This window comes from Pseudomonas sp. Irchel s3b6 (genome assembly GCF_900187415.1).
Lineage (GTDB): Bacteria > Pseudomonadota > Gammaproteobacteria > Pseudomonadales > Pseudomonadaceae > Aquipseudomonas.
Map to the genome: position 1 here is coordinate 60624 of NZ_FYDM01000020.1, position 19937 is coordinate 80560.

The window sequence follows — 19937 nt, forward strand, 5'->3', positions numbered from 1 at the left end:
TAGAGAGCTATCAAAATGAACGATCAATCACAAGGTGTGCTTCTGACAAGTACCGCCAAAGAAGTTGAAAGAGATGAATTTTTAAAAATTGTGAACATCGGCGACACAATTAAACATCACGACAATTCAGAATCCATTGTTGTAAAAAAGGTTTTCGTGCAACAGATGTCAAATAATTACAAAATTGAGATCTCCTCAGAAAGGCCGTAAATTATCGCTCCAATGCTCCGCGTCAAAGCCCTTTAGACGCGGAGCCTTTCAGACCTTCTGCAATATCCCCGCCGCTTTATCTTACCCACTACAGCACTTCGCAGGTCCCGAAACGACCTCTGCCGACGGGTGAAGTCACTTTTGTCCGCTCGCGCCATCCATCAGGCTTCGTCTACATTCTCTGTCGAGCTCGTCCGCTCACATAACAACAATCAGGAGCGTGTACATGTCATTGCAAGGTAAAACCCTGTTCATCACTGGCGCCAGCCGTGGCATCGGCCGTGAGATTGCGCTGCGAGCTGCCCGCGATGGGGCCAATATCGTGATCGCCGCCAAAAGTGCGGAGCCTCACCCCAAACTGCCCGGGACTATCCATAGCGTGGCCCTGGAAGTTGAGGCGGCTGGAGGCAAGGCGCTGGCCCTGCAGGTCGATGTTCGCGACGAAGTCGCGGTGCAGGCGGCACTGGCCCAGGCTAACGAGCATTTCGGCGGTATTGACGCGCTGATCAACAATGCCGGGGCAATCAAGCTGACCGGGGTTGCGCACATCGAACTCAAGCGCTTCGACCTGATGCACCAGATCAACACCCGCGCCGTGCTGCTGTGCAGCCAGGCCGCCCTGCCCTATCTGAAAAAATCCGGCGGACACATCCTCAACCTGTCGCCACCGCTGAACCTGGCCAGCAAATGGTTCGCCCAGTACAGCCCCTACACCGTGACCAAATACGGCATGAGCATGCTGACCCTGGGCATGAGCGAGGAATTTGCAGCCTATGGCATCAGCGTCAACTCGTTGTGGCCACAGACCATGATCGCCACAGCCGCCATCGAGTTTCAGCTGGGCTCGCGGGAATCGTTCAAGCACGCCCGCACACCCGCCATCATGGCCGATGCCGCCCACGCCATTCTCAGCAGCGCCAACCGCAGCCTGACCGGACGTTTGTTGATCGATGAGCAAATACTTCGGGAACAGGGTGCCACCGAGTTCGAGCACTATCGCTTCGCGCCGGGCACCACCGACAAGCTGATGACCGACCTGTTCATCGACTAAGTACCGCCGATCCCGCCCTGGCGGGCGGGATCGTTTCGTTTAGAACTCGATGCGCACATCGCCTTTCGGCACGCTGCAGCACGACAGGATGAACCCTTCGGCCTCGTCTTCCTCGGTGATCCCGCCGTTGTGCTCCATCTCCACTTCGCCCCCAAGCTTCAACACCTTGCAGGTGCCGCAAATACCCATGCCGCAGGCTTTGGGGATCAACAGTCCGACCTTGGCCGCCGCCGCGTGCACGGTTTCGCCCGGCGCCACGCGAATGCTCTTGCCAGAGGCGGTGAACTCCACCTGGTGCAAATCCGCGGCGTCGACTTCCGGTGCTTCGGCAGCCTGTTCGGCTTGCTCAACCGCATCAGCGCGGGCCTCCGGTGGCGTGGCACCGAAGGATTCTTCGTGATAGCGCTTCATGTCAAAGCCACTGGCTTCGAGCAGACGCTTGACCGCGTTCATGTACGGGGTCGGGCCGCAGCAGAATACCTCGCGTTCGAGGAAATCCGGCGCCATCAATTCCAGCATCTTGTGGTTCAGGTAGCCGCGATAACCGGCCCAGGGCTCGCCCAGGCCGTGTTTCTCGCAGATCAAGTGCAGGCTGAAGTTGTCGATCCGCGAAGCCATGTGTTCCAGCTCGCGGTGATAGATGATGTCCTTGGGCGAACGTGCGCTGTGGATAAACACCATGTCGACATTGCCGTTGGTGTCGTAGAACCAGCGGGCCATGGACATACACGGGGTGATGCCGACACCGCCGCTGAGGTACAACACTTTCGGGCTCGGGAAGTCGATGGCGTTGAACAATCCCACCGGGCCGTGCACCGCCAGTTCCTGGCCCTCGTGCAGGGTGTCGTGCAGCCAGTTGGAGACCTTGCCGCCCGGCACGCGCTTGATGGTCACCGAGAAACTGTAGGGCACCGACGGCGAGCTGGAAATGGTGTAAGACCGCATGATCGGCTGGCCTTCGATCTCAAGTTCCAGGGTGACGAACTGCCCCGGCTTGAAGAAGAACATGATCGGCTGATCGGCCATGAAGCAGAAGGTGCGCACGTCCCAGGTTTCCTGGATGACTTTGACGCAACGGACAATGTGTCGGCCATTGGCCCAGGTCTGGGTGGTTACCGGGTTCAGGAAGCTGTTGGACATGCTGATCTCCACGGCCGACTGTCGGCCTCATATTGGCGATTCTGCTCAAGGCGCGAGGCGACCACTTACCTATCTACGACATTCACGTACTTATCGCGACCAGCCCCTGTATACCGGGGGTTGCGCGTCGGGAACAGATTGCATCATGTCGCCCATGGATAAGGTTCTGACCAGCGCCGGCCCCACACTCGCCTCAACAGATAAACGCTGTTTTTGTCTTGCGTAGCAACCGTATCAGCCACTATTCGCCGGCCACACCGAATGGCCATGAGGACTAAATCGATGGACGTCACCACTACCCTGAGCCTGGGCGATCCACTGGAACCCGCACGCAAGGCCACCGCACAGATGCTGCAAGAGCGCGAGCGCACGTTCTCGCTGCCACAACCGTTCTACTCCGATGACCGCCTGTTCGATATCGACATGCAGGAAATCTTTCAGAAAGAGTGGTTGATCGCCGGCATGACCTGCGAGATCCCGACCAAGGGCAACTACCTGACCCTGCAGATCGGCAAGAACCCGATCATCGTGATCCGCGGAGCCGAAGGCGTGGTGCATGCCTTCCACAACGTCTGCCGCCACCGTGGCTCGCGCCTGTGCACCAGTGACAAGGGCAAGGTCGCCAAGCTGGTCTGCCACTACCACCAGTGGACCTACGAGCTCGACGGTCGCCTGCTGTTCGCCGGCACCGAGATGGGCGACGACTTCGACATGAAACAGTACGGCCTCAAGCCGGTGAACGTGAAAACCGCTGGCGGCTACATCTTCATCAGCCTGGCGGAAAACCCGCCAGCCATCGATGACTTCCTGTCGACGCTGAACCATTACATGGAACCGTACGACATGGAGAACACCAAGGTGGCGATCACCACCACCTTGATGGAAAAGGCCAACTGGAAACTGGTGCTGGAAAACAACCGCGAATGCTACCACTGCAACGCGTCGCACCCGGAACTACTGAAAACCCTGCTCGAGTGGGACGACGTCACCGACCCGCGCGCCGACCAGGCGTTCAAGGACCACGTGGCCGATTCCGCCGCTGCCTGGGAAGCCGAGAAGATCCCTTACGCCCACGCCAGCTTCGGTCTGCGCAACCGCATCGTGCGCATGCCCCTGCTCAAGGGCACCGTGTCCATGACCCTGGACGGCAAGCAAGGCTGCAAGAAGCTCATGGGCCGCATCCAGAACCCGGACCTGGGCTCGATGCGCATCCTGCACCTGCCGCACTCCTGGAATCACTGCATGGGCGACCACATCATCGTCTTCACTGTGTGGCCAATCAGCGCCCAGGAAACCATGGTCACCACCAAGTGGCTGGTGCACAAGGATGCCGTCGAAGGCGTGGACTACGACGTGGAGCGCATGCGTCAGGTCTGGGATGCCACCAACGACCAGGACCGTCGCCTGGCTGAAGAGAACCAGCGCGGGATCAACTCCACCGCGTACCAACCTGGGCCGTACTCCAAGACTTACGAGTTTGGCGTGGTGAACTTCGTGGACTGGTACAGCGAGCGCCTGCTGAACAACCTGGGTGCAGAGCCTGCGCCATACCTCAAAGGGGTTCCTGTTCAAGGCTAAAGCAAGCCCCTGTAGGAGCGAGCCGGGCGGCGCTCCGCTTGCTCGCGAAAAACCCGAGGCAGCACTGAGCTTCTGGTTTTGCGCGTTATCGTTCACGACCTTCGTCGGAACGCCGCCCGGAGCAAGCTCGCTCCTACAGGAGTCTTGTTCGCATTAGGTTTTCTCCCGGCTATATCCTTCTCTTCCTTTAGAACTGTACGAAATATGATCTATTTCGTTCAGAGCTATACCCCCCGTGGCTCCCAGCCTTCAGCAAACAAGTTATCCACATCTTCACCCACAGCAAATGGGGACAACTGTGGATACGTGGAAATCTTTCTCCACAGAAACCGAAGAAAATCCGTGACTTATTCAATTAGCGGTTTTTCACCGGCCATTGAACATTTTTTAACCAAAACCCTGTAAGCCACGGTATACGTGGCCTGTATCGGCTCGCAAACACCTTATCCACAGAAGCGCCAACAGACTTTGGGGGCAACTTGTGCACCGTCGCCATGTTTTGTGGAAAACCCGGTCCAGACAGCAGATTTCAAGGCTTTGAGTGGCCATATAGGGGTAAAAACACGCTTTTGATTATTTATTGATCAAAACCTTGAAGAGCCCGATTCATAAGGCTCACAGCCGAGAGCGAACATCTTATCCACAGAAGCGCCAACAGAGATTGGGGGCAAGTCTTGAACAAGGGATCTCCCCATCCACTGAAAAAAGCTTGAAAAAACAACCAGTAGCACTGGTTGTTTTTCGTACAAAGGCTTGCAGGGCTTGCTGTGCAGGGGGTGTAGCGAGGGGTGAACATGTTATCCACAGAAGCGCTAACAGGGATTGTGGGTAATTATGCCTGCGCCTGTAACATTCATTAGGACTGGCGTATAGAGCCGGCAGTGTCGCCCGGGCCAGCGGCTTGCGGGTTTTCGCCTCGGGGCACCACCACGACATTTTTCAAAGGATCAGGCACCCTTCCCGGCACCTGACCAGGCGCTTGCCTGCGGAGCAAGTTCCACCCACTGGCCTCCTTGGTCGCCTCCCACAACACACGCCATCTTGACTGCCCATTGCTGGTAGCGGTTGCCATCCATGTCCGAGCAATAACGTAATTCTGTTTGACTGCACCTACCCCCGTGAGAACCTGGCTGCCAATGATCCCCACGTTAGATCCAAGCGACATGCCGGTGGCAGGCATCTGCGCCACTATCGCCGCAGGGACGCCCACTGCACGGGCCGGCACACCCGTAGCGCCCCCCCAAAAGCTCATCGCGTTGCCAATGCGCGTCAGCATGCTTTGAGGTTTTCCAGCTACGATTGCCGCTGCCGACCTGTTGATCGCCGCCCCGGCAAAGATGGTATTCAAAGCAGTCCCCACAGCATTCCCCAGCAGAGACAACCATGACCTACCAGATGGATCAACCCGGTTCATGGGTGAGCCCGAACAATACGCATACGGATTCAATCCCCCCTCACCAAACGGACTCAACCGATCCGGGCTATGAAACCGCATCAGCACCGGGTTATAGACCCGATGGCCATTGCCCAGGTGATACCAGCCGGTAGGACGCTCTTTGAGCTGCCCATTGAAGCCCAGGCCGGCGTTCATCGGGCGCAGGCTACTGGGCGAGCCATAGGCGGTGTAAGTGCGAAGGTTCGGACCGCTGCGGTCCAGCTCGGCGAGGATCGATTGTTGCAGATCGGTCGCCAGCAACAGGGTGCGTGGCAGCGCCACCGTGGTTGCTGGTGGGCGGGCAGGACGTGGGGTGTTACCGACGGTGTGCATCAGGTGGCCTCGCATCAATCCAGACGCCCCGCAGTGCTGCTGCGGGGGGCTCAATCCATGCTCATCAACCTAACAAAAGCGCGTTGAATGCAACACTAGCAGTTCTGCCAGGGCACCCTCGGAACTAGCGAACAACGCCCTCTTCAATCAGCAGCTTGAGGATCGCCTCGGCGCCTTCCTGGGCACTCACGCCCTTGAGCACCTGGCCACCGCCGCCACTGGCCTTGGCCGTGGCCGCCTTCATGCGGTCAGCACCGCTCTTGGCCTTGATCACTTTCAGACGTTTAGGCCGGGGTTTGGCCGGTTGCAGCGTGGCGACGGCGAGCAGTTCATCGTCGAGCACTTCAACGTCCTCGGCCTGCAATACCCCGCGCCGAGCCGGGCCGAACGCGCTTTGCCGAGGCTTGGGCGCGGCGTTATCCACCGTCGCCAGAAACGGCAAGCGGACTTTCAAGCGCCGCCGCTGACCACGGGGCAAGGCCTGCAGCACCAACGCCGAACCGCTTTCGATGGACTCGACCTGCGCCAGCCCCACCACCAACGGCCAGCCGAGGCTTTCGGCTAGCAGAAACGGCAACATGCCCGAGCCTTCACCGGTTTCCGCCTGGCTGCCGGTCAGCACCACCTGGGCACCTGCACTACGCAAATAGTCGGTCAATGCCGGCAACGCATCGGCGCCCGCCGGTTGTTCCAGGACATGCAACTGTTCAAGACCCATGCCCAGATAGGCGCGCAACGCAGGCTCGGCGACGTCGCCGGCATGCAACACCTGCAAGTTATCCCCAGCCAGTTGCAGACCGAGTTCCACCGCCCGCGCATCCTGTTCCGCGCGACGTGGCCGACCGGAGGTCGGGTGGGCGCCGATGGACACCAGGCTGATGATTTTCGTGCTCATAACCCTTTCCTTCCCTTAAGCCGCATCGCGCTTGGCACCGTTGCGGTAAGCCTCTACCGCCGCGATCAAGGCGTGAAGCATCTCGGCGCTCTCGCCGATCACCGACAGGTCGGCCCGCTTGATCATGTCGCACCCGGGGTCCAGGTTGATCGCCACCACCTTGTCGCAGGCGCCAATGCCCTGCAGGTGCTGGATCGCCCCGGAAATCCCCACCGCCACGTAGACCCGCGCGGTCACCCAGGTGCCGGACGCCCCGACTTGACGGTCGCGGGCCATGAAGCCGTCGTCCACCGCCACGCGGGACGCGCCTTCGGTGGCACCGAGGGCTTCGGCGGTCCTGTGGAAAAGTCCCCAGTCCTTGACCCCGTTGCCGCCGGAGAAGATGAACTCGGCCTCGGCCATGGGAATCGCCGCCGGGTCCACCGCCACCGCGCCCAGATCTTCGATCCGCGACAGGCTGCGCGCCACGGTTGTGGATAACTCCACGGGCAGTGCTTCGTGACGGGTATCGCTGACCGGTTCGGCACATTCCACGGCCGCCAGAATCAAGCGCGCGACAGGTCGCGCCAAGTCCTGCAGACCGGCACCGGCACGGCCGATGCATTGCTCATCCTTGACCTGCCAGACCCGTGTGGCCGGGCGTTCGCCCAGGGCGGCGGCAAAGCGTCGACCCAATTCGCCACCACCGGTACGGCTATCCGGCAGCAACCAGTGACGTGGGCTGAACTGGTTATCCACAGCCCGCAGGCCCTGGACCCGTTGCTCCGGTGCATATCCTGAGAATTCGTCACCCTCGAGCACCAGCAGGCGGTCGACACCGGCCGTGCTGAAGGCGCTTTCCTTGTGTTCGCCAAAGACAATCGCCAGTACCGCGCCGTCCTTGCCCGCCAACTGATGGGCCAGGCCCAGCAGGTCGCGGTCGTGGCTGCTCAAGCGACCACCGACCATGTCCGGCACCACGCCGATGTAGAACGCAGGGGCCGCCACCTGATGCAACGGCAGTTGCACTTCAACGGCCGCCGTACGCTTGGCCGCACCGCCCTGCTGGGCACCGCTGCGGTCGATCCGCTTGATGCCGTTGGGGCCGATGAAGCCAATGCCATGGGGATTCTTGCGGATGACCCCGTTGGGCCCCATCCAGCTGTGTTGCACCGGCTGCATGGCCGCGTGCAGCGGATGCAGGCGGTTACGGGCGATCCATTCGGCCCGTGGGTCGCGGCGGATAATGTCGCTCATCAGTGGGCCTCCGCAGGTTCACGTTTGGCCGGAGAGTTCGGCCGGGGCGCCGCGTCTTCGAGCAGCGCGTCGGCCACCAGTTCGGCGATGTCCTTGATCAGCGGCCGGGGCTCGACCACGCCTTCGAGCATCGCGGTGCACTGTGGACAACCCACGGCCACCAGTTCGGCACCGGTCTCGCGGATGTCTTCCATGCGCATGTCGGGAATCCGCTGCTTGCCGGGGATATCGGTGATCGGCGCACCGCCACCGCCGCCGCAGCAGCGCGAACGGAAACCGGAGCGTTGCATTTCCTTGACCTCGATCCCCAGCGCACGCAGGACCTGGCGCGGCGCCTCGTATTCGCCGTTGTAGCGCCCCAGGTAGCACGGGTCGTGGTAGGTCACGCTGTTGCCCTTGTGCTGACCGAGATTGAGCGCACCGGCGTCGATGATTTCTGCCATGTAGGTACTGTGGTGCTGCACCAGGTAGTTGCCATCGAAGGCACCGTACTCGTTTTTCAGTACGTGGAAACTGTGGGGGTCGCAGGTGACGATGCGGTTGAAGCTGTACTTGGCCAGGGTCTGGATGTTGCGTTTGGCCAACAGCTGGAAGGTGGCTTCATCGCCCAGGCGCCGGGCCACGTCGCCGCTGTCACGCTCCTCGAGGCCCAGTACGGCAAAGTCAACATTCGCCGCTTTCAGGACTTTGACGAACGCGCGCAAGGTGCGCTGATTGCGCATGTCGAAGGCGCCGTCGCCGACCCAGAACAGCACGTCAGTGGCTTTCTTTTCGCTGAGCAGATTGAGGCTCAAGTCCGCCGCCCAGTTCATCCGCCCGCCCGGGGCGAAACCGCCCGGGTTGTCGGTGGCGATCAGGTTTTCCAGGACTTCGGCGCCCTTGTTCGGCGTCGCGCCTTTTTCCAGGGTCAGGTGCCGGCGCATGTCGACGATGGCGTCCACGTGCTCAATCATCATCGGGCATTCTTCGACGCAGGCACGGCAGGTGGTGCAGGACCACAGGGTTTCGGCGTCCACCAGGCCGTTGACGATCGGTTGATGCGGGTTACCGGCGTGCTCACCGATTGGCTTGCCCCTGCCGTCAAGGGATGGGTAGGGGCTACCGGCGAACTTGGCATCCGTCCCACCGGCCAGGCCGACCACCATGTCCTGAATCAGTTTTTTCGGGTTCAGCGGCTGGCCGGCGGCGAACGCCGGGCAGGCCGCTTCGCATTTACCGCACTGCACGCAGGCGTCAAAGCCGAGCAACTGGTTCCAGGTAAAATCCTTGGGCTTTTCCACGCCCAAGGGGGCTTGCGGGTCGTTCAGGTCAAGCGGTTTGAGACCCGTAGAACGACCACCACCAAAACGTTCGGCGCGACGGTGCCAGGCCAGGTGCAGCGCACCGGCGAAGGCGTGCTTCATCGGCCCGCCCCAGGTCATGCCGAAGAACAATTCCGAGACGCCCCACAACACGCCGATGCCAAGGATCACCGCCAGCAGCCAGCCGCCAAAGTTTTCCGGGAGGATGCCTGCCACCGGCAGGGTCACCAGGAAGAACGACGCGGAGAAGGCCAACAGGCTTTTCGGCAGGCGCATCCACGGGCCTTTGGACAGCCGGGCCGGTGGATTGCGCCGACGCAGGTACACAAAGATCGCACCGACGAACATCACCGCCGACATCAACAGCAGCGCATAGCCGAGGATGCGGTTATGCAGGCCGAAACCGTGAACCAGAATCGCCAGCACCATGGACGCCACCGCACCGCCGGCCGTGGCGACGTGGGTATTGGCAATGTATTTGTCCCGCGCCACCACGTGGTGCAGGTCGACCATGTAGCGCTTGGGCATGGCCAGCAGGCCGCCGATCAGGTCGACTTTCGAAGGCCGGCCCCGGCGCCACATATTCACCCGCCGCAACGCGCCCAGAACCGCGAGGCCCAGGGCAGCGAACAACAGGATTGGAAGAAGGGTGTTCAACATCAGAGTCACCTCTGGCGAGGTGCAAGCTACAAGCTGCAAGCTGCAAGTCAGAGCAGCGGCGAGGCTGCGCTTTTACTTGCGGCTTGCAGCTTGCGGCTTGCAGCTAAGCCGTCAAAAATCCTTACAGAGCCGGAGTGCGTCATAAATGGCCGCATGCGTATTACGCTGGGCCACGCAGTCGCCGATGCGGAACAACAAGTAGCCATCGCCCGGTTGGCTCAACGACGGTTGCGGCTTGATCGCGAACAGGGCTTCGACATCCACCTGGCCCTTGTTGCGCGAGCCTTCCTTGAGCGCGTAGTAGATCTCTTCATCCGGCCGCACGCCGTTTTCCACCACCACCTGGTCGACCACCCGCTCCTCTTTGGCACCGGTGTATTCGTTTTCCAGCACCGCAATCAGCTTGTCGCCTTCGCGGTAGACCTTTTCCAGCATCATGTCGCCGGTCATGATCACTTCTTTGGGGTACATGCTGCGGTAGTAGGTCGGGAACGATGTACCGCCAATGGCCACACCCGGCTTGATGTCGTCGGTGACGATCTCGACCTGGCTGCCCTTGTCGGCGAGGAAGTCGGCCACCGACATCCCGGTGAACTCGCAAATGGTGTCGTAGACCAGCACGTTCTTGCCAGGTGCCACCTTGCCGTCGAGCACATCCCAACTGCTGACCACCAGGCCTTCGGCCGCGCCCCAGTGCTCGTTCTGCTCCAGGAACGGATGGCCGCCAACGGCCAGCACCACCACGTCCGGACGCAGGTCGAGAATGGTCGCCGCGTCGGCGGCTACGCCCAAGCGCAGGTCAACTTTCAGGCGTGCCAGCTCCAGCTGGAACCAGCGGGTGATCCCGGCGATCTGGTCCCGCTGCGGGGCTTTCGAAGCGGTCGTGATCTGCCCGCCGATGAATTCTTTTTTCTCGAACAGGGTCACGTCGTGGCCACGCTCGGCGGCCACACGCGCCGCTTCCATCCCGGCAGGGCCGGCACCGACCACCACCACCTTGCGTTTCGGCCCGGTGGACTTCTCGATGATGTGCGGCACCCCCATGTATTCACGGGAAGTCGCGGCGTTCTGGATGCACAGCACGTCCAGGCCCTGGTACTGACGGTCGATGCAGTAGTTGGCGCCGACGCACTGCTTGATCTGGTCGATCTGGCCCATCTTGATCTTGGCGATCAGGTGCGGGTCGGCGATGTGGGCGCGGGTCATGCCGACCATGTCGACGTAGCCGCCCTCCAGAATCCGCGTGGCCTGGTTCGGGTCCTTGATGTTCTGGGCATGCAGCACCGGGATCTTGACCACTTCCTTGATCCCGGCCGCCAAGTGCAGGAACGGCTCCGGTGGATAACTCATGTTGGGGATCACGTTGGCCAGGGTGTTGTGGGTGTCGCACCCCGACCCCACCACGCCAAGGAAATCGAGCATGCCGGTGTCGTCGTAATACTTGGCGATCTGTTTCATGTCCTCGTGGGACAGGCCGTCCGGGTGGAACTCGTCACCGCAGATACGCATGCCGACGCAGAAATCGTCACCGACCTCGGCGCGCACGGCTTTCAACACTTCCAGGCCGAACTTCATCCGCCCTTCGAAGGTGCCGCCCCATTCGTCGGTACGCTTGTTGACCCGTGGGCTCCAGAACTGGTCGATCATGTGCTGGTGCACCGCCGACAGCTCGACGCCGTCCAGGCCGCCAGCCTTGGCCCGGCGCGCAGCCTGGGCGTAATTGCCGATCACCCGCCAGATTTCTTCCGGCTCGATGGTCTTGCAGGTGGCGCGGTGCACCGGTTCACGGATGCCCGACGGCGACATCAGGGTTGGCCAGTTGAAGCCGTCCCAGCGTGAGCGACGGCCCATGTGGGTAATCTGGATCATGATCTTGGCGCCGTGCTTGTGCATGGCGTCGGCCAGATTCTGGAAGTGCGGGATGATGCGGTCGGTGGACAGGTTCACCGAGCTCCACCATTCCTGTGGGCTGTCAATGGCCACCACCGACGAGCCGCCGCAAATCGCCAGGCCGATCCCGCCCTTGGCCTTCTCTTCGTAATACTTGACGTACCGGTCGGTGGTCATGCCGCCGTCGGTCGCATAGACCTCGGCGTGCGCGGTGCTGAGCACGCGGTTGCGGATGGTCAGTTTGCCGATCTGGATCGGCTGGAACATTGCTTCGAAAGCCATGGCGGGTTCCTCGACTTACAACGGCTTGACGGTGAACAAACCGTCGTCGTGGCCTTCTTCGGAGCCACCGTAGACTTGTTCGGCGACGGTGCGGACCTTGCTGCCACGCGCTTGCAGAATCTGATCCATGGCACCGGCAAACCAGCCGGTGAACATGTAGTCGACCTTGCGTCCGACCTTGCCGTACACGTAGACGAACGCCGAGTGCTCGAGCTTGACGCTGGCAGTGCCTTTATCCAGGTCAATGTCCTGGATCTTGAACAGGCCCCAGCCCCGTTGCGACAAGCGCTTCATGTAGTGTTCGAACACCGCGACGCCTTCCAGGCCGTGGCATTCGGCTTCTTTTTCACACCAGTGCCAGGCGGACTTGTAGCCGGCCTTGTAGAGAATCTCGGCGTAGGCGTCGGCGCCCAGCACTTCCTCGATGCCCATGTGGTTGTTGACGAAGAAATGACGCGGCACGTACAGCATCGGCAGGGCGTCGGAGGTCCAGACACCGGTCTCGCTGTCGACTTCGATAGGCAATTGCGGGGCGATCTTGGCCATGGAAACTTAACTCCAGAAAATTCGTGGTCAGTGCTTAGCAAAGCTTTTGCTTTGCTCTTATAAACAAGCTGTGTGAATGACTTTGGAGCCGTAGCGAGCACGTCGAGAGCAAGGAAGGACCGGAGCGACAAGCGAGACAGTACGGGACGTACGGCGAGCTTGGCGCGAGGACCTGACGCAGCTATCGGCGAGCGGAGTAGGCTCCAGAGTTATTCACTCGCCCCAGACGTCTTTGAGAACGTTCACCCAGTTCTCGCCCATGATCTTTCTCACCACACGCTCGGGATGGCCGCGCTTGAGCAGCGTCTCGGTCAGGTTCGGGAACTCGCCCACGGTGCGGATACCCAGCGGGTTGATGATCTTGCCGAAGCTGGTCAGGCGGCGGGCGTAGCCTTTGTCATGGGTCAGGTATTCGAAGAAGTCCTGGCCATGGCCCTGGGTGAAGTCGGTGCCGATGCCGATGGCGTCTTCGCCGACGATGTTCATGGTGTATTCGATGGCTTCGGCGTAGTCGTCGATGGTCGAATCGATGCCCTTGGCCAGGAACGGTGCGAACATGGTCACGCCGACGAAACCACCATGGTCGGCAATGAACTTGAGCTCTTCGTCAGACTTGTTGCGCGGGTGCTCCTTGAGCCCCGACGGCAGGCAGTGGGAGTAGCAGACCGGCTTCTTCGATTCGAGGATGACTTCTTCGGAGGTCTTGGAGCCCACATGGGACAGGTCGCACATGACGCCGACGCGGTTCATCTCGGCCACGATTTCGCGACCGAAACCCGACAGGCCGCCGTCACGCTCGTAGCAACCGGTGCCCACCAGGTTCTGGGTGTTGTAGCACATCTGCACAATACCGACGCCCAGTTGCTTGAAGACCTCGACATAGCCGATCTGGTCTTCGAAGGCGTGGGCATTCTGGAAGCCGAAGAGGATGCCGGTCTTGCCCAGCTCCTTGGCCTTGCGGATATCAGCCGTGGTGCGCACCGGCATCACCAGGTCGCCGTTCTCGCGAATCAATTTCTGGCTGGCGGCGATGTTGTTGACGGTCGCCTGGAACCCCTCCCACACCGACACGGTGCAGTTGGCCGCGGTCAAGCCGCCCTTGCGCATGTCTTCAAACAGCTCACGGTTCCACTTGGCAATGATCAGCCCGTCGATAACGATGCTGTCGGCGTGCAATTCGGCTGGGCTCATCAGGCTGTCCCCTTATTAGCGATTCATGCGCCGAATCGTCTGCCGGCGCTTTGGGGTCAGCATATGCCTCGGTGCCTGTGCAGCCGGGTGCAAAAACGACAGGGGAATTGCCGAAAGCGTCAAGACACGACAAAGGGGCCTGGCCAGTGCTGTTTGCCTGCCTGTTCTTTAGCCGGCGCTTGAGCCAGAATCCGCCGCATCAATGGATGGTTCACTGGAATATGGGGCGGCGGCGCAATGAAATCGATCTTCCTGGCTTTGGCACTGATGACCACCGGCGTACATGCCGCCGAAGAGGCTGACAACAGCCCGTGCGATGCGGTCGAAAACGACATCCAGACCCTGGAATGCTCGGCCTACAACAAAACCACCGCGGAACAGTTGCTCAAGGAGAATTTCCAGGGGTTGCTGGAGCGGGTCAAAGCCCAATACGCGGACAGCAAGACACAAGTGGTCGACATCACCGGCAAACTCCAGACCGCCGAACAGTTGTGGATGAAGTCCCGGGATGCCGATTGCGCCATTGCGCCGTTCCCCGCCGCCGTGGGCAGCAAGGCCTATGCCATCGACCAGAACGACTGCCTGGCGAACAAGAGCGACGAACGATCGGAGTTTCTCGAGTCGATTGCGCAGGAATAAGGTTTACGGCGACAGTTCGGTAACCCCGGTTCCATTGGGCGCGATCTGGCTGAGCTGCGTTTGTCCGCAAGCGCCAAGACAAACAACGCGCCTCCCAACACAATCCAAAGGACTTACATGAAACTCTGCGGTATCGAAATCAAAGGCAGCGAAGCCATCATCGCTGTAGCTTCCCTTGACGGTCAGGCCCTGAGCCACGTCGCCCTGAACACCAAGAAGATCGCCCTGGACGATGACGACGAAGCCGCCAACGTCAAAGCCTTCGCGGCGCACGTCGCCTCGTTTGTCCGCGAACACGCCATCGACCGGATCGCGATCAAGAAACGCAGCAAGAAAGGCGAATTCGCCGGCGGGCCGACCACGTTCAAGATCGAAGGGGTTTTCCAGCTGCTGGACAATTGCGAGGTGACGCTACTGTCGCCGCAGACCATCAATGCGCAAAACAAAAAACACGACTTCGCCCTGCCGGCCTCGTTGAACAAGTATCAGCATGAAGCCTTCAAAGCGGCATGTTCGGCGCTGATGAAGAAGTAAAGCCCTGCACTGATCGCTCCCATGCTCCGCATGGGAGCGATCATGCCTTGGCGGTACGTCGATCCTCCCGCGGGCACCGCGCAAAGCGTGTCCGATAACTGCGGGTGAAGTACGACGGTGATTCAAACCCGCAGGCAATACTCACTTCCAGCACGCTCATGTCGGTCTGGCGCAGCAGTTGTCGGGCTTTTTCCAGGCGCAGGCCCAGGTAGAAATTGCTCGGCGTATCGTTGAGGTGCAGGCGGAACAGGCGCTCCAGCTGCCGTCGCGTGACCTTGATCGACTCCGCCAGTTCCAGGGTGCTCAGGGGCGGCTCGCTGTGCCGTTCCATCTCGCCGATGACCTGCACCAGTTTCTTGTTGCTGATGCCATAGCGCGTGGCGATCTGCATGCGCTGGTGGTCTTTGCGCGGGCGGATGCGCCCGAGTACGAATTGCTCGCTGACCTGGACCGCCAGCTCTGGACCGTGGGCCTGGTCGATCAGGTCCAGCATCAAATCGATGGACGCGGTGCCGCCGGCCGAAGTGATACGTCGGCGGTCGATTTCGAACAGTTCCTGGGTGACGCTCAGCTGTGGATAGGACTCCTTGAAGGCCTCGATGGCTTCCCAGTGCAGGGTCACCCGATGGCCGTCCAGCAGGCCGGCTTCGGCGAGGACAACACTGCCGGTATCGATCCCACCGAGGGTGACGCCCTCGTGATCCAGGCGGTGCAGCCAGTGCTCCAGAGCCGGGTCGACGAACTTCAGCGGTTCGAAGCCAGCAACCACCAATAACGTCGCGCCCTTCTTCAGCGGCTCCAGCGCCGCGTCGGCGTTGAGCGACATGCCATTGCTGGCCAATACCGGCCCGCCGTCGGCGCTCAGCACATGCCAGCGGTACAGCTCGCCGCGAAAGCGGTTGGCCACCCGCAGCGGCTCGATCGCCGAAATGAAACCAATCGCCGAGAATCCCGGCATCAGCAAAAAGTAGAAATCCTGGGACATGGAACGCACTCGGATGGCGGGTAGCGTGTGAACGTTGATACGCCACTTGCCAGCGACAGACAAGGGCACAGGTCGCTGCAGTGCAAGAGCTGGTCGCCGCTGTGCGTTTTCTGCGATGTTGAGCTGCGTAACGTGACATCACCGGCACGACAGATGCCGGACCCGACAATAACGACCTGCCGAGGATCCCACCATGAAACGACTGATCAGCAGCTGTGTACTTGCACTCAGTGGTACCGCTTTCTTGAGTTCCGGCGCCATGGCTGCCGACCCTGCCGCGTGCCAGAACGTGCGCATGGGCGTGGTGAACTGGACCGACGTGATCGCCACCAGCGCCATGACACAAGTGCTGCTCGATGGCCTCGGCTACAAGACCAAACAGACCAGCGCTTCCCAGCAAATCATCTTCGCCGGCATCCGCGACCAGCGCCTGGACCTGTTCCTGGGCTACTGGAACCCGCTGATGACCCAGACCATCACCCCGTTCGTCGACGCCAACCAGGTCAAAGTCCTTGAAGCCCCGAGCCTCAAGGACGCCCGCGCCACACTGGCCGTGCCGACCTACCTGGCCGACAAGGGCCTGAAGACCTTCGCCGACATCGCCAAATTCGAAAAAGAGCTGGGCGGCAAGATCTACGGCATCGAGCCCGGCTCAGGGGCCAACACCCAGATCAAGGCGATGATCGCCAAGAACCAGTTCGGCCTGGGCAAATTCCAGCTGGTCGAATCCAGTGAAGCCGGCATGCTCGCGGCGGTGGATCGCGCCGTACGGCGCAAGGAAGCCGTGGTGTTCTTCGGTTGGGCGCCGCACCCGATGAACGTCAACGTACAGATGACCTACCTCACCGGCAGCGACGACGCCCTCGGCCCGAACGAAGGCATGGCCACGGTCTGGACCGTCACCGCACCGAAATACGCCGAGCAGTGCCCGAACGTCAGCCGCCTGCTGAGTAACCTGACCTTCACCGCCGAAGACGAGAGCCGGATGATGCAACCGCTGCTCGACCACAAGGACGCCTTCGAGTCGGCCCGCCAGTGGCTCAAGGATCACCCGCAGGATCAGCAACGCTGGCTCGAAGGCGTGACTACCTTCGACGGCAAACCGGCTGCCGCGAACCTGCAACTGACTCACCAGTAACACCGACATGAACCACCGCTTCGCAGCCGCCGACGGCTGCGAACGGGATCGCTACGCCTCCCCATTACGCCCGGAAAATCCGGCCTGAAGGAAATCCCACCATGAACCATGACGTCATCATCACCTGCGCACTCACCGGTGCTGGCGACACGACCGCCAGGAGCCCGCACGTGCCGGTCACTCCGAAACAGATCGCCGCGGCCGCGGTGGAGGCCGCCAAAGCCGGGGCCACCGTGGTCCATTGCCATGTGCGCGACCCGCAAACCGGCAAGTTCAGCCGTGATGTGGCGCTGTACCGTGAGTTGATGGAGCGGATTCGCGAAGCGGACGTCGACATCATCGTCAACCTCACCGCTGGCATGGGCGGCGACCTGGAGATCGGGGCCGGCGAGAATCCGATGGAGTTCGGCCCGAACACCGACCTGGTCGGCCCGCTGACCCGCCTGGCCCACGTCGAGGCGTTGCTGCCGGAAATCTGCACCCTGGACTGCGGCACCCTGAACTTCGGCGACGGCGACACCATTTACGTCTCCACCCCGGCCCAGTTGCGTGCCGGCGCCAAACGCATACAAGGACTGGGGGTGAAGGCCGAGCTGGAAATCTTCGACACCGGTCACCTGTGGTTCGCCAAGCAAATGATCAAGGAAGGCCTGCTCGACGACCCGCTGTTCCAGCTGTGCCTGGGCATCCCATGGGGCGCGCCGGCCGACACCACCACCATGAAGGCCATGGTCGACAACCTGCCCGCCAATGCGGTGTGGGCCGGCTTCGGCATCGGCCGCATGCAAATGCCGATGGCCGCCCAAGCGGTGCTGCTGGGCGGCAACGTACGGGTCGGGCTGGAAGACAACCTCTGGCTGGACAAGGGTGTACTGGCGACCAACGGCCAACTGGTCGAACGCGCCAGCGAAATCCTCAGCCGCCTCGGCGCCCGTGTTCTGACCCCGGCCGAAGGCCGCAAGAAAATGGGCCTGGTCCAGCGCGGTTAATCACGTTCACCCTCGCTCCTACAAAGATCACCGAATTCATTCAGGAAATCGCCATGAGCTTTATCACCGAAATCAAAACCTTCGCGGCACTGGGCAGTGGTGTCATCGGCAGCGGCTGGGTATCCCGCGCCCTCGCCCATGGCCTGGATGTGGTGGCCTGGGACCCGGCGCCCGGTGCCGAGGCCGCCTTGCGCAAACGCGTCGCCAATGCCTGGGGAGCCCTTGAGCAACAGGGCCTGGCACCCGGCGCGTCACAGGATCGACTGCGTTTTGTGGCGACCATCGAAGAGTGCGTGCGGGACGCCGACTTCATCCAGGAAAGCGCCCCGGAGCGCCTTGAACTGAAACTCGAACTGCACGGCAAGATCAGCGCGGCGGCCAAGCCCGATGCCCTGATTGGCTCCAGCACCTCGGGCCTGCTGCCTAGCGAATTCTACGAGAGCTCGACCCACCCTGAACGCTGCGTGGTCGGCCACCCGTTCAACCCGGTGTACCTGCTGCCCCTGGTGGAAGTGGTCGGTGGCAAGAACACCGCACCTGAAGCCATCCAGGCCGCGATGAAGGTGTACGAGTCCTTGGGCATGCGCCCGCTGCATGTGCGCAAGGAGGTACCGGGATTCATTGCCGACCGCCTGCTTGAGGCGCTGTGGCGAGAAGCGTTGCACCTGGTCAACGACGGCGTGGCCACCACCGGTGAAATCGACGATGCCATCCGCTTTGGCGCCGGGCTGCGCTGGTCGTTCATGGGCACCTTCCTGACCTACACCCTGGCCGGTGGCGATGCTGGCATGCGCCACTTCATGGCTCAGTTCGGCCCGGCCTTGCAACTGCCGTGGACCTACCTGCCGGCACCGGAACTGACCGACAAGCTGATCGACGATGTGGTCGACGGCACCCACGATCAGTTGGGTAAACACAGCATTTCGGCGCTGGAGCGCTATCGTGATGACTGCCTGCTGGCGGTGCTGGACGCGGTGAAGACCACCAAGGCCAAGCATGGAATGACCTTCAGCGAATAAACCCCGAAACCTGTGGAGTTCCACCATGCCCACCCTCACCACCTACCAAACCACCATCATCCCCAACTGGGTCGATTACAACGGCCATCTGCGCGATGCCTTTTACCTGCTGATTTTCAGCTACGCCACCGACGCACTAATGGATCAGCTGGGTATGGACAGCAACCACCGCGAAGCCACGGGCAACTCGTTGTTCACCCTTGAACTGCACCTCAACTACCTGCACGAAGTGAAGCTCGGCACCGAGGTTGAAGTGCACACCCGGATCATCGGCCACGACCGCAAGCGCCTGCACCTCTACCACAGCCTGCACCGGGTGGACGACCCACTGGAGCTGGCGGGCAACGAGCAGATGCTGTTGCACGTCGACCTTGCCGGCCCCCGTTCGACGCCGTTCAGCGAGCAGGTCGCCAACAAGCTGCGGGCCCTGACCGCCCTGCAATCGGGCCTGCCCACACCGACTTACATCGGCCGGGTCATTGCACTGCCACCGGAAAAATAACACCGCACAAGGAGCGTCCATGAACACCCGCGCCGCCGTAGCCGACTTTCGCCGTTACCCAATGATCAGCCCGTTGTCCGCCGTGCACCCCCTGGCGGATCGCGTATTGGTGAAGTGGGCCGATGGCCGGACCAGCCCCTTTCATCACCCCTGGTTACGCGATAACTGCCCCTGCGCCGAGTGCGTCTACAGCGTGACTCGCGAGCAAGTGCTGGAAATCGTCGACGTCCCTGAAGACCTGGTTCCCGCCATCATCTGAACTGACCCCCAAAGGTTGGACACAACCTTTGGGGGCGTCATGGGTAAGTACACAGAGCAAGCAAAACACGCAGCAGTGCAGGATTATTGTTCCGGTAGCGCGGGTTTGAGGGATGTTGCACACC

Annotated in this window: 17 protein-coding genes and 1 pseudogene; 9 read left to right on the plus strand and 9 right to left on the minus strand. The window is 61.2% G+C overall.

Annotated features, from left to right (window positions below; translation table 11 throughout):
- The first annotated feature begins 436 nt into the window (after positions 1–436).
- Complete coding sequence (locus CKW07_RS23080; RefSeq protein ID WP_095147204.1) at positions 437–1261, plus strand: NAD(P)-dependent oxidoreductase; 825 nt, start codon at positions 437–439, stop codon at positions 1259–1261.
- A gap of 39 nt (positions 1262–1300) precedes the next feature.
- Here the strand turns inward: CKW07_RS23080 and gbcB are convergent, their stop codons facing one another.
- Positions 1301–2401 (minus strand): glycine-betaine demethylase subunit GbcB, encoded by a 1101-nt coding sequence (gene gbcB / locus CKW07_RS23085; protein ID WP_095147205.1) that lies wholly within the window; start codon positions 2399–2401, stop codon positions 1301–1303.
- 282 nt (positions 2402–2683) lie between these two features.
- On the opposite strand from gbcB, the gene gbcA reads away from it, so the two are divergent.
- Entirely contained in the window at positions 2684–3979 is a 1296-nt protein-coding gene (gene gbcA / locus CKW07_RS23090) for a glycine-betaine demethylase subunit GbcA (RefSeq protein ID WP_095147206.1), read from the plus strand.
- A gap of 856 nt (positions 3980–4835) precedes the next feature.
- Here the strand turns inward: gbcA and CKW07_RS23095 are convergent.
- The 7 genes from CKW07_RS23095 to CKW07_RS23125 all read right to left on the minus strand — a co-directional run bounded on the left by CKW07_RS23095 (position 4836) and on the right by CKW07_RS23125 (position 13748).
- Entirely contained in the window at positions 4836–5747 is a 912-nt protein-coding gene (locus tag CKW07_RS23095; protein WP_095147220.1) for an RHS repeat-associated core domain-containing protein, read from the minus strand.
- Between the two features lie 124 nt (positions 5748–5871).
- Complete coding sequence (locus CKW07_RS23100) at positions 5872–6642, minus strand: electron transfer flavoprotein subunit beta (RefSeq protein WP_095147207.1); 771 nt, start codon at positions 6640–6642, stop codon at positions 5872–5874.
- Positions 6643–6657: 15 nt separating this feature from the next.
- Positions 6658–7878: an electron transfer flavoprotein subunit alpha/FixB family protein gene (locus CKW07_RS23105; RefSeq protein WP_095147208.1), complete on the minus strand. Its 1221-nt coding sequence runs from the start codon at positions 7876–7878 to the stop codon at positions 6658–6660.
- Entirely contained in the window at positions 7878–9839 is a 1962-nt protein-coding gene (gene dgcB / locus CKW07_RS23110; protein WP_095147209.1) for a dimethylglycine demethylation protein DgcB, read from the minus strand. The genes CKW07_RS23105 and dgcB overlap by 1 nt, the downstream gene beginning before the upstream one ends.
- A 111-nt stretch (positions 9840–9950) precedes the next feature.
- Positions 9951–12011 carry a dimethylglycine demethylation protein DgcA gene (gene dgcA, locus CKW07_RS23115; RefSeq protein WP_095147210.1) on the minus strand — a complete coding sequence of 687 codons (2061 nt, stop codon included), beginning with the start codon at positions 12009–12011 and terminating at the stop codon, positions 9951–9953.
- A 15-nt stretch (positions 12012–12026) separates the two neighbouring features.
- On the minus strand, positions 12027–12557 hold the full coding sequence (locus CKW07_RS23120) for a DUF5943 domain-containing protein (protein ID WP_095147211.1): 531 nt from the start codon (positions 12555–12557) through the stop codon (positions 12027–12029).
- A 213-nt stretch (positions 12558–12770) separates the two neighbouring features.
- Entirely contained in the window at positions 12771–13748 is a 978-nt protein-coding gene (locus CKW07_RS23125; RefSeq protein WP_095147212.1) for a dipeptidase, read from the minus strand.
- A 237-nt stretch (positions 13749–13985) separates the two neighbouring features.
- Between CKW07_RS23125 and CKW07_RS23130 the strand changes: the two genes are divergently transcribed.
- Entirely contained in the window at positions 13986–14387 is a 402-nt protein-coding gene (locus CKW07_RS23130) for a lysozyme inhibitor LprI family protein (RefSeq protein ID WP_095147213.1), read from the plus strand.
- A gap of 117 nt (positions 14388–14504) precedes the next feature.
- The gene (locus CKW07_RS23135) at positions 14505–14921 is read left to right on the plus strand and encodes a DUF3010 family protein (RefSeq protein ID WP_095147214.1); all 417 of its coding nucleotides are present in this window, start codon (positions 14505–14507) and stop codon (positions 14919–14921) included.
- A gap of 40 nt (positions 14922–14961) precedes the next feature.
- Here the strand turns inward: CKW07_RS23135 and CKW07_RS23140 are convergent, their stop codons facing one another.
- A complete protein-coding gene (locus CKW07_RS23140) occupies positions 14962–15906 on the minus strand; it encodes a GlxA family transcriptional regulator (RefSeq protein WP_095147215.1) in 945 nt (314 codons plus the stop codon).
- Positions 15907–16099: 193 nt separating this feature from the next.
- Here CKW07_RS23140 and CKW07_RS23145 point away from each other — a divergent pair, with 193 nt between their 5' ends.
- The 5 genes and pseudogenes from CKW07_RS23145 to CKW07_RS23165 form a co-directional block, all read left to right on the plus strand.
- Entirely contained in the window at positions 16100–17044 is a 945-nt protein-coding gene (locus CKW07_RS23145) for a choline ABC transporter substrate-binding protein (RefSeq protein WP_095081413.1), read from the plus strand.
- A gap of 101 nt (positions 17045–17145) precedes the next feature.
- Positions 17146–18033 (plus strand): 3-keto-5-aminohexanoate cleavage protein, encoded by an 888-nt coding sequence (locus CKW07_RS23150; RefSeq protein ID WP_095147216.1) that lies wholly within the window; start codon positions 17146–17148, stop codon positions 18031–18033.
- Positions 18034–18086: 53 nt separating this feature from the next.
- Positions 18087–19052: an L-carnitine dehydrogenase gene (locus CKW07_RS23155; RefSeq protein ID WP_095147217.1), complete on the plus strand. Its 966-nt coding sequence runs from the start codon at positions 18087–18089 to the stop codon at positions 19050–19052.
- 25 nt (positions 19053–19077) lie between these two features.
- A complete protein-coding gene (locus tag CKW07_RS23160; RefSeq protein ID WP_095147218.1) occupies positions 19078–19554 on the plus strand; it encodes a thioesterase family protein in 477 nt (158 codons plus the stop codon).
- A 19-nt stretch (positions 19555–19573) separates the two neighbouring features.
- Positions 19574–19804, plus strand: a pseudogene (locus tag CKW07_RS23165) (gamma-butyrobetaine hydroxylase-like domain-containing protein); the annotation flags it as partial.
- Positions 19805–19937 lie beyond the last annotated feature (133 nt).